This window comes from Burkholderia sp. BCC1977, from assembly GCF_905339595.1.
Classification (GTDB): Bacteria; Pseudomonadota; Gammaproteobacteria; order Burkholderiales; family Burkholderiaceae; genus Burkholderia.
In genome coordinates this window covers 41,195-51,670 of the sequence record NZ_CAJPGQ010000051.1, presented here as the reverse complement: position 1 = coordinate 51,670, position 10,476 = coordinate 41,195, and the positions used below count along the sequence as shown (strand labels likewise).

Sequence of the window (10,476 nt, the reverse complement as noted above, 5' to 3'; positions counted from 1 at the left end):
TCGGGTACCTCGGGTACCTCGGGTACCTCGGGTACTTCCGGTACGTCGGGCACTTCCGGTACTTCCGGTACTTCCGGTACTTCCGGTACTTCCGGTACTTCCGGTACTTCGGGTACTTCGGGTACTTCGGGTACTTCGGGTACTTCGGGTACTTCGGGTACTTCCGGTACTTCGGGCACTTCCGGTACCTCGGGCACCTCCGGGACTTCAGGTACTTCCGGTACGTCGGGCACGTCGGGCACCTCCGGTACTTCGGGCACTTCCGGCACGTCGGGCACCTCCGGCACGTCGGGCACCTCCGGTACTTCGGGCACCTCCGGCACCTCCGGCACCAACGTCACCCCGCTCGGCAACGTCCTCCAGCAAACCGGCACGCTCGTCACGGGACTCGGCACGACGGTTGCGAACGGCGGCGCGCAGGCTGGCGGCGTACAAGTCCCCGGCACGAACCCGGCGACGGCCACCAGCATCGGCAACGCGGTCACGAGCCTCGGCAACGGCGTGCAGTCGCTCGGCAACGGCGTCGCGGCCGGCCTCGGCTCGATCGGCGTGTCGCCGAACCCGCTCGGCCCGACGCTCACGTCGGCCACCGGCCTGCTGACCGGCGCCGGCGGCGCGGTCAACAACCTCGGCAATGCCGTGTCGAGCCTCGGCACCGGTCCGCTGGCGCCGCTCGCGCCGGCGACGACGCTGGTCGGCGATCTCGTCAACACGGTCGGCACCGCGGTCAACTCGACCGCATCGGCGCTGAACACGGCGCTGAACAGCGCGCCGGTGCAGCAACTCGAGACGCAGCTCGGCAGCGTGATCAACCCGATCACGAACACCCTGACCGGCGGCGTCACGACGCCTGGCGCCACGCAGACGCTCGGCAACGCGACCCTGCTCGGCGCGCCGCTCAGCGGCCTGCTGAACACGCTCGGCAGCGGCCTCGGCCTCGCCGGTTCGCAGGTCGGCAGCGCGACCGGCAACCCGGTCGGCACGAGCGCCGGCGGCAGCGTGTCCCAGCTCGGCAACACGGTGACGTCGACCGGCGGCCTGCTGTCCAGCGGCAGCTCCAGCAGCGGCACCAACCCGCTCGCCCCGATTACCGGCCTGCTCGGTACGCTGACGGGCGGGCTCGGCGGCGGCAGCAGCTCGAGCGGTTCGGGCGGCACCAGCGGAACGAGCGGCACCAGCGGCGGCCCGCTCGCGCCGGTCACGGGCCTGCTCGGCACGGTGACGGGTGCGCTCGGCGGCCTCGGTTCGAGCGGCACGGGCGGCACCAGTGGCACGAGCGGTACCAGCGGCTCGGGCATCGGCGGCCTGCTTGCACCGGTCACCGGCCTCGTCAACTCGCTGACGCCGCTTGGCACAAGCCTCACCGGCACGGTCACGACGCCAGGCGGCAACCTGACCGGCACCCTCGGCGGTGCGCTGACGAGCGGCCCGGTCGGCACGCTGACGGGCTCGCTGACGTCGCCGGCCGGCGCGCTCGGCACGGTCGGCACGGCCAGCCCGAGCGGCGCGGCCGGCACGGTGACGACGCCGTCCGGCAGCGGCACCGTCACGGCCGGCCTGACCGGCAGTTCGAACGGCGGCACCACGGCCGGCGCGACCAACCTGCTGGCGCCGGTGACGAACCTGCTCGGCGGTCTGCTCGGCGCCACCCCGAAGAAGTAACGCTTCACGTATCAGAACCACAGGCCAATGGCCGGGCACATACCAATCCAAAGCCCGGCCGACGGCCGGCACCACCCGCCAAGCGGGGGCGCCGGCCGTCATCCCGACGAGGATCCGATCATGAATTCCACGCTCGACGGCATCGCCGCGGTCCAGGACCGCCCGCCCCGTTCCGCCACGCCATTCCGCGCCGGCCTGCTCGGCATCGCGGCCGGCCTCTTCGCGCTGTGGATCACCCGCGACCAGCCGACCCTCGACGCGGCCACGCGCGCGATCATCGCCAGCCTCGCGATCATCGGCACGATCGCGCTGTACGAAATCTTCATCTCGCGCGTCTACCTGCGCCCGAGCGCGGGACTGTCGCGGCAGGCCGTGCGCCCGCTCGGGCTCGCCCGCGTCGCGACGCGGCTCGGCGCGCTGACGTCGATCTACGCCGGCATCGCCATGATCTACTGGCTGCTGCCCGAATATCACGGCGCGTTCTACCTGCCGTTCTGGTCGCTATTGCGCGCGCTCGCGCCGTACGTGATCGTCGCCGCGCCGTTCTACTTCGCATGGATGGATCGCCACCAGCGCGAGACCGACGACGCGTACCTGCTGTGGGGCCGCTACCTGTTCCGCCGCGAGCAGCCCGCGAGCTGGCAGCCCGTGCGCGAGATGCTCGCCGGCTGGGGCGTGAAGGCGTTCTTCCTGCCGCTGATGACCGTCTACCTGTCGAAGGACGCCGATCACCTGAGCGCGTCGCTCGCGAACGCGCTGCACGCGCCGATGACGCTCGCGGCCTTCGTATTCCTGTACGACCTGTCGTTCACGATGGACCTGATGTTCGGCACGGTCGGCTACCTGTGCACGTTCCGCATCCTCGACAGCCACGTGCGCACCGTCGAGCCGACCACGCTCGGCTGGGTCGCCGCGCTGATGTGCTACCAGCCGTTCTGGTCGCTGATCTCGAACAACTACATCCGCTACGAAGGCTCGCTGTTCTGGGACAACTGGCTGCTGTCCGCGCCGACGCTGCGCGTGATCTGGGGTGCGGTGATCATCCTGCTGCTGATGACCTACGCGCTGTCGACGATCTCGTTCGGGCTGCGTTTCTCGAACCTCACGAACCGCGGGATCATCACGTCGGGCCCGTATCGTTTCACGAAGCATCCGGCGTACATCACGAAGAACCTGTCGTACTGGATGGTGTCGGTACCGTTCGTCGAGCCGCTCGGCTGGCGGGTCGGGCTGCTGCACTGCGCGGGGCTCGTCGCGGTCAATCTGATCTACTACACGCGGGCGAAGACGGAGGAACGTCATTTGATGCGTGATCCTGACTATCGCGCGTATGCGGCGTGGATCGCGCAGCACGGGGTGTTCGCGCGGATCAGGCAGGCGTTCGGGGGGCGGCAGGCGGGGTAAGCCGGCGACGCGCGGCCGGACCGTCGACGCACGCGCGAGACATCGCGTCGTCGACTGCCGGGCCGCACGGCCATCAGCAACAATGCCGACGGCAACGAAGCGGCCCACGCGGGCACGGATTGATCAGGCATGACAAGGCATCCGCTCGGAAGGGAAGTTCCGGCGGCAATCTGCCTGCAGAGTCGGTGACGAGAAGAGATTGCCGCAACAACCGGGTGAAGCAGGTCGTTGCGGCTCAGCGATCCGTGGACGGGCCCGCTCCCATGATCAGATCCTGGTGAGGTTCGGGTGCGCTGAAGCGCATGTGATTTCGAGACACGTGCCGAGATCCGCCATCGCCACGTCCGACCGCTTGCGACCAATTGTCGCGAAACACCCCGATTCCCCGCGTTTCGTCGCTTTTCTCCCGCCGTTCGATTGCCCGCCCGGTGCCCGTCGCGTATGGTGCTGACCGTCCGCGCGCCCGTCGCCCGGACCTCCGACCGTCGTCCCGCACGACGGCCGCGCGGGCCGTGCCCGCCATCACCGTCTCCGCGGCACCGCCCTTCGGCGCCGCGCGTTCATGAGGAGAGAGGCGTGATCCACAAAGTCCTGATCCTGTTCGCACTCTGCATCGCGGGCCTCGCCGCGATCGCCGCCGGTTTCCAGCACATCCCCAGCTGATTCGCGGCCCCGGCTCGCGCGCCGAGCCCGGGGGCCGCTGCCATTTTCTTTCCCGTTTGCGATGAACCCCTTTCTCGATGCGCCCGGGACGGGCGCCTTTTGCCATGCGTATCGACGTACAGCATTCCCAGCACGACATCGACGATGAACTCGACACGCTCTACGCGCGTCTGCACCGGCCGGGCCATCGCCTGCACGGCCTGCCGGCCGTCGCGCTCGGCGACTCGGGCCTGATCGTCCGCCACCGCGAAGCGGACGGCGAATACTTCCTTTACGTCGAGGATCCGTCCGCCCGGCAACTCGCCGGCTACACGATCTTCAACCGGCTTCCCGAACTGCCGCGCCGCGCGGACCGCTACCTGCGCGCGCCGCATACGCGGCTGCGCGGCTCCGCGCAACGCAAGGGGATCGCGACGACGCTGTATCGATGGGGACTCGACGCGGGCCTGTGCCTGATCAGCGGCGCACGCCAGTCGGTCGGTGCGGCGTATCTGTGGACCGCGCTCGCGCACGACTACCGGCACGGCTTCGTCGACGTCGAAGGCCGCGCGCTGCGTTATCTCGGCGACACCGTCGCGGATCACGTGCACGGTGCGCTGCATACGCGCCGGCTGTTGCTCGGCAACGGATGGACGCTCGGTGACCTGGCGCGGGCAACCGGGATGTCGGACGTGGTTGCCGCAGGGTGTCAGGACGTGACATTTCCGCCAGAAGGACGCGAACCGCATCGCCTGCGCGGCGCCGCCCGCGCGCGTCACGTCGCGCACGCCACGATGCGATAATCCGTCGGATCCGCGCGACGCCGCCGCGCACGCCACGACCTCCCACGCTCCCCGATGGCCACCGACCCCCGAACCGATTCCGAGCGCCGCATCGACATCGTCGCGCTGTGCGGCAGCCTGCGCGCGCAGTCGTACAACGCGGCGCTGCTGGATGCGGCCGCACGCATCGCGCCGCGCGGCATGCGCATCACGCGCTTCGATCGTCTCGGCGAATTCCCGCTGTTCAATCCCGATACCGAATATCCGTCGCCGGCCGCGGTGCGCGACCTGATCGAGCGGCTGAACGCCGCGGACGGCGTGCTGATCGCGAGCCCGGAATACGCGCACGGCGTGACGGGCGTGATGAAGAACGCGCTGGACTGGGTCGTGGGATGCGAAGCCGTCGTGTACAAGCCGGTCGCGGTATGGAACGCGTCGCCGCGCGCGACGCATGCGGACGCGGCGCTGCGGGAAACGCTGTCGGTGATGTCGGCATGCATCGTCGAGCGCGCGTCGATCGCGTTGCCGATCCTCGGCAGCCAGCTCGACGCGGCGGGCATCGCCGCGCATCCGCCGTTCGCGTCCGCGCTGACCGACGCGTTGCACGCGCTGCGCGCGGCGATCGACGCGCAGGCACCGGGTCGCTAGACGACGCCCGGCGCGGCCGAAGGCGCGCGTTATCGCGCCTTGGCGCGCGTGGTCTTCCTCGCGGGTTTCGTCGGCTTCGCGGCCTTCGCGCGCGGCGCTTCCTTCTCGGGCTGCGCGCCGCCGCCGGCCAGATCCTCGAGCCACGCCAGCGCATCGATGTACGACAGGAACTGCTGCAGGTATTCCGGCGACAGCTCGCGCATCGTCGCGAGCGACCGGTGCACGAGGCTGTTCGAATTGAGCGGCCCCGCGTTGCGCGGCACCTGATCGAGCGACTGGCGGTACTGCTGTTCGGTGCGGACCTTCGACCACATCGTGCGGAAGTAGTCGATCAGCTCGGGATCGATCCCGCGCCGGTCGGCCTGCCCATCGCGCGCGAGCTGCTCGACGAGCCCGCCGAGCAGGCTGCGCGCAGGCGCCGGTGCGGTTGCTTGCGCCGTCTCGCTTGCGCTTGCCGCTTCACCGGCGCGCGCGACGATTGCCGCAAACCCTGCCAGCAGCGTCGCGAGCCGCGCATCGAGCAACGCGCGCGCGTCGCCGTCGAGCACGGCCGCGCGCTTCTCGAGCGCATCGAGCCGATGGAAGCGCACCGGATCGTGCCGGTCGGCGCCCTGCTCGCGCCACGCATCGAGCGTTGCGCGCACGTGCGTCGCGTCGTCCGTCACTTCGCCTTCCCTCCGCTCGATGCGGTCTTGCGCGGCACCGGCGCGATCTCCACGCGGCGGTTCTTCGCGCGGCCTTCATCGTCCGCATTCGAGCTGACCGGCTGCTCGGAGCCGAACGCGGCCGCGAACACCGACGGCGCCGGCACGCCGGCGTCGATCAGCGCACGCGTGACCGTCAGCGCGCGCTTGGCCGACAGTTCCCAGTTGTCCGCGAACTGGCGGTTGCCGGCACGCACCTGCTGGTCGTCGGCGAAACCGCTGATCATCAGGATCTCGTCGCGCGTCTTCAGGTACGCGGCCAGCGGCCCGGCGAGGGTCTTCAGCAGATCGCGGCCCTCGGGCTGCAACTGGTCGGAGTTCAGCGCGAACAGCACGTTGCCGCTGATGCCGATGCGGCCGTTCACGAGCGTCACGCGGCCGGCCGCGAGCGGCCCGGCGAGCGCCTCTTCGAGCGACTTGCGTTGTTGCGCCTCCTGCTGGCGCGCGCGCACCGCTTCCTCGAGCTTCGACGTGAGCTGCAACTGCATGCCGATCACGCCGACGAGGATCAGCACGAATGCGCCGAGCAGCACCGACATCAGGTCGGCGAACGCGGGCCACACCGGCGCGGCTGGCGCGCCGTCGTCGATTTCGTCGTGCATGCGTTACGCTCCGACCGATGCCCGCCGACCGGCGATCTGCTGCAGGTCTTCGACGATCTGCTTCTGCGACATCATGCTCAGGTCGATCACCTCGCGTGCCTGCGCGACGTAGTACTCGAGCTGCTCGTCGCTGCGCGCGAGCGATTTCTCGAGCGCGGCCTCGATGCGCTGCAGGTGGTTCAGCAGCTTGTCGTTCGACTCGCCGAATACCTGCACGGCCGCACCGAATGCATCGCCGAGGCTCGCGACCTCGACGGCGCCCGCCGTGACCTGCGCGGCCACCGAATCGAGCTTGCGCGTTTCGGCATCGACGGTGTCGTTGAAGCGCGCGCCGACGCGGTCGAGCAGGTCGGCCGACGTGCTGACGAGCGCGTCGATCGCGGTGCGCTGTTCGGTCGACGCGTGGTTGACCGCGCCGAGCAGCGTCTCGAGGGTCGCCAGCAGGCGGCTGCGCTCCTCGAGCATCGCGGTGTCGCGCACCATGCTGTCGGACAGGCGCTGCCGCAGTTCGGCGACGACGTCGGCCGCGGCCTTCGGCGCTTCCGCTGCGGCCTGCACGAGGCGCGAGATCTCGTTGATCGTGTCGCTCGCGTGCACCTGCGCCTGCGCGGTGATGTCGTTCGCGGTGCGGGTCAGCGTGTCGCAGATAGCCTGCTGGCGCGTCGCGGCCTGTGCGCTCGTCTGCGCCCATTCGTCGCGCAGCGCGGCAGCCATCGCGGCGAGCGAGTCGTTCCATGCGGACAGGCGTTCTTCGTCGCGTGCGGCCAGTTGCGTCTGCAGGCCCCTGTGCGACTCGCGGATCGTCGACAGCAGGTCGGTCGAACGTTGTTCGAACGTAGATGCCTGGGCGGTCAGATCGCGCGTCGTTTGTGCCAGTGCGTCGCAGATTTCCTGCTGACGGCCGGCGCTGTGCACGCCCGCGCGCTGCCACTCGTCGCCGAGCTTCGTCGCCATCGCGGCGAGCGAGTCGTTCCACGCCGACAGGCGTTCTTCGTCGCGTGCGGCCAGTTGCGTTTGCAGGCCCGTGTGCGACTCGCGGATCGTCGACAGCAGGTCGGTCGAGCGTTGTTCGAACGTAGATGCCTGGGCGGTCAGATCGCGCGTCGTTTGTGCCAGCGCGTCGCAGATTTCCTGCTGACGGCCGGCGCTGTGCACGCCCGCGCGCTGCCATTCGTCACCCAGCTTCGTCGCCATCCCGGCAAGCGAGTCGTTCCATGCGGACAGACGTTCCTCATCGCGTGCGGCCAGTTGCGTCTGCAAGCCCGTGTGCGACTCGCGAATCGTCGACAGCAGATCGGTCGAGCGTTGTTCGAACGTTGCCGCTTGTGCAGTCAGATCGCGCGTCGTTTGTGCCAGCGCGTCGCAGATTTCCTGCTGACGGCCGGCGCTGTGCACGCCCGCGCGCTGCCATTCGTCACCCAGCTTCGTCGCCATCCCGGCAAGCGAGTCGTTCCATGCCGACAGACGTTCTTCATCGCGTGCCGCGAGTTGCGTCTGCAAGCCCGTGTGCGACTCGCGAATCGTCGACAGCAGGTCGGTCGAGCGTTGTTCGAACGTGGACGCTTGCGTGGCGAGATCGCGCGTCGTTTGCGCCAGCGCGTCGCAGATTGCCTGCTGACGGCCGGCGCTGTGCACGCCCGCGCGCTGCCACTCGTCGCCGAGCGTCGTCGCCATCGCGGCGAGCGACGCATTCCACGCCGACAGGCGTTCCTCGTCGCGCGCGGCCAGCTGCGTCTGCAGCCCCGCATGCGACTCGCGCATCGCGGCGAGCGCCGCGCCCGAATGCCGCTCGAACGTCGCAGCGGCTTCGCCGAGCGCCTGCGCATGCTGGCCGGCCAGCGTCTCGCCGACCTGCTCCTGGCGCGCGAGCGCATCGCGCCACGCGTCGGACAGCCGGCTTTCGGTCGCTTCGAGGCGCGTCGCGACGCCGTCGAGCAGGTCCGTCGAACGCTGCGCGAAAGTGTCGGTGAACCGGCCGAGCGTCGTCTGCAGCTGCTGCGCGACGGCGTCGCCCGCGCGGCGCTGTTCGTCGAGCGCGCGATTCCAGACGGCCGTCACGTTCCCGGTGGTCTGCTCGAAGCCGTCGGTCAGCCCGTCGAGCTGACGCTGCACGGCGCCCGTCACGGTGTCGCGCAGCGCGGCCATCTCCTGCGCAAGCCCCGTCATCGTCGCCGCGACGACCGGTTGCAGCGCGGCACCGGCCACGCGTGCGCTCTCGGCGGCGCTTTCCTTCAGCGCATCGCCAACGTTCGACGCCAGGCCCGCATACGCGCGCTCGGTCCGATCGAAGAACGCCTGCTGGCTTTCGATCTGGCGATCGTGCAGCGCGACGCTGCGCGCCTCGAGCGTCGTCATCATCGTCTGCAGCCGGTCGACCAGCGCCGGCATCACGTCCGCCTGGCGCTGCAGCAGCCGGAACGATTCGTCGCGCTGGTGCGCGGACGAGTGCACGCGCAGCGTCGTCGCGATCTTCGCGTCGAGCTGCCGGCCCGCGTCGAGCCGTTCGCGGCGCACGAGCGCGGACAGGAGGCCGAGCATCGCCGACGTCGCGACACCCGCGATCGACGTGCCGAACGCGAAGCCGAGGCCCTTCACCGGCGCGATCAGCGACGCGCGGATCGCGTCGAGGTCGGTCGCGCTTTCGAGCGCGGCGCCGGTGCCCTTCAGCGTCACGACCATCCCGAGCAGCGTGCCGAGCATGCCGAGCAGCACGAGCAGGCCGACGAGATACGGCGTCAGCGACGGGCCCGGCAGCGCGACGCGCGCGCCTTCGACCCGCGCCCGCACGGCGCCGCGCAGGCCCGGAGGCAACGAATCGAGCCACGTGTCGAGCTTCGCCGGCGGTTCGGTCAGCCCGGCCACCGCGCGCGACAGCGTGGCGGTCGCCTGCCTGTCGCGCAGCAGTTCCCACGCACCGGCGACGTAGCACGCGCCGATCAGCAGCGTGACGGCCGTCGCGAGCGGGTTCGACGCGATATAGCCGACGCCGATCCAGCACACTGCGAGCAGACCGGCGATGAAGACAACGAGATCAAGACGAATTCTGGACATAGCGTAGGGATTAGCAGGTACGAAGGGCCGCGAGCAGCCCGTCTACCGTTTGAAACCGGACTTCGAGCTCGGCGAGCAGGATGCTTTGCATCTCGTTGCGGAACGTGTCGAGCCACGTGCCGGGCACGATCGGCGCGGCGGACGGCGCGTCGCCCGCGGCGTCGAGATCGGCCGCCGCTTGCGTGTCGGCCAGCGCCTGCCGTTCCGCGTCGCGCAGCCGCTCGAAGCGCATGCCGAGCAGCGCGGGCACGGCGGACAGCAGGCTGCGCTCGCGCGCGCCGAGCACGCGTTCCATGATCGCGTCGAGCGTCGCGAGCCGCGCCATCCCGGACGCGCGCGCGGCAAGCGCGACCCGCAGGCGGCCACGCAACTGGCCGATCGCGGTCTCCATCTCCTGCTGCAGGGACAGACAGCTCTGGCGGAAGTCCGCGAAGTCGGCCGTGTCGGCGGGCGGCGGCGGCATCTCGCCGGGGCGCCGCCGCGTGCGCGGGCGGAGGGCGGCCGTGATCGCCTGCGCGAGGTCGTGGCGCACGCGCGCGCAGTCGCGCTCCGCGTCGTAACCGCGCACGCCGGCCGCGACGCCGGGCGGGCTCGCATTCAGCGCGGACGACAGCGTGATCGCGTCGGTCCAGCCGAGCCACTGGCTCAGGCGGTCCGACAGCGTCTGCCGGGATTCCGCGACGTCGGCATCGGTCAGGCGCGCGAGCAGCCGGACGAGCGTCGGGCCGCTCAGTGCCGGGCGCGGGGGTGCTTGCACCATGCTGCAAACCGTCAAAAAAGGCAGCAGTTTACACGTCGTCGGGAGGTCGGCCGCCAGAATCGGGGAAGCGGCCCGGCCCGGCACGCCGCGCAACCGGCGCGAACGCCCGCCGTACAAGGCTCACGGGCCGATTGCCGGGGTTTCCCGGTGCGCCGGCGCGGCTCTGGTGACGCGCGCGGACACCTTTCTCCACAGCCCCGGCGAGACGTTCGGCCGCCTGC

8 protein-coding genes are annotated in these 10,476 nt (G+C 70.3%); 4 read left to right on the top strand and 4 right to left on the bottom strand.

The window, feature by feature from the left end:
- From U5771_RS30170 to U5771_RS30155, 4 genes are all read left to right on the top strand, one after another.
- Positions 1–1,662: collagen-like triple helix repeat-containing protein (locus U5771_RS30170; protein WP_322027356.1), on the top strand; the 1,662-nt coding region annotated here is incomplete at its 5' end.
- 120 nt (positions 1,663–1,782) lie between these two features.
- The gene (locus U5771_RS30165) at positions 1,783–3,066 is read left to right on the top strand and encodes an isoprenylcysteine carboxylmethyltransferase family protein (RefSeq protein ID WP_322027355.1); all 1,284 of its coding nucleotides are present in this window, start codon (positions 1,783–1,785) and stop codon (positions 3,064–3,066) included.
- Positions 3,067–3,833: 767 nt separating this feature from the next.
- A complete protein-coding gene (locus U5771_RS30160; RefSeq protein WP_322027354.1) occupies positions 3,834–4,511 on the top strand; it encodes a histone acetyltransferase in 678 nt (225 codons plus the stop codon).
- A gap of 54 nt (positions 4,512–4,565) precedes the next feature.
- Positions 4,566–5,138 (top strand): NADPH-dependent FMN reductase, encoded by a 573-nt coding sequence (locus U5771_RS30155; protein ID WP_322027353.1) that lies wholly within the window; start codon positions 4,566–4,568, stop codon positions 5,136–5,138.
- Between the two features lie 29 nt (positions 5,139–5,167).
- On the opposite strand, the gene U5771_RS30150 is transcribed toward U5771_RS30155, so the two are convergent.
- From U5771_RS30150 to U5771_RS30135, 4 genes are read right to left on the bottom strand one after another with little or no spacing between them, the layout of a single operon-like run.
- On the bottom strand, positions 5,168–5,803 hold the full coding sequence (locus U5771_RS30150; protein WP_322027352.1) for a DUF2894 domain-containing protein: 636 nt from the start codon (positions 5,801–5,803) through the stop codon (positions 5,168–5,170).
- Positions 5,800–6,444 (bottom strand): OmpA family protein, encoded by a 645-nt coding sequence (locus U5771_RS30145; RefSeq protein WP_014900247.1) that lies wholly within the window; start codon positions 6,442–6,444, stop codon positions 5,800–5,802. The genes U5771_RS30150 and U5771_RS30145 overlap by 4 nt, the downstream gene beginning before the upstream one ends.
- Positions 6,445–6,447: 3 nt before the next feature.
- Entirely contained in the window at positions 6,448–9,495 is a 3,048-nt protein-coding gene (locus tag U5771_RS30140; RefSeq protein WP_322027351.1) for a DUF802 domain-containing protein, read from the bottom strand.
- A gap of 10 nt (positions 9,496–9,505) precedes the next feature.
- Entirely contained in the window at positions 9,506–10,255 is a 750-nt protein-coding gene (locus tag U5771_RS30135; RefSeq protein ID WP_322027350.1) for a DUF3348 domain-containing protein, read from the bottom strand.
- Positions 10,256–10,476 lie beyond the last annotated feature (221 nt).

Bases quoted from the DNA above. Each gene is read 5' to 3' on its own strand.
- U5771_RS30165 (WP_322027355.1), top strand. From the start codon at position 1,783: ATGAATTCCACGCTCGACGGCATCGCCGCGGTCCAGGACCGCCCGCCC.
- U5771_RS30160 (WP_322027354.1), top strand. From the start codon at position 3,834: ATGCGTATCGACGTACAGCATTCCCAGCACGACATCGACGATGAACTC.
- U5771_RS30155 (WP_322027353.1), top strand. From the start codon at position 4,566: ATGGCCACCGACCCCCGAACCGATTCCGAGCGCCGCATCGACATCGTC.
- U5771_RS30145 (WP_014900247.1), bottom strand. From the start codon at position 6,444: ATGCACGACGAAATCGACGACGGCGCGCCAGCCGCGCCGGTGTGGCCC.
- U5771_RS30140 (WP_322027351.1), bottom strand. From the start codon at position 9,495: ATGTCCAGAATTCGTCTTGATCTCGTTGTCTTCATCGCCGGTCTGCTC.
- U5771_RS30135 (WP_322027350.1), bottom strand. From the start codon at position 10,255: ATGGTGCAAGCACCCCCGCGCCCGGCACTGAGCGGCCCGACGCTCGTC.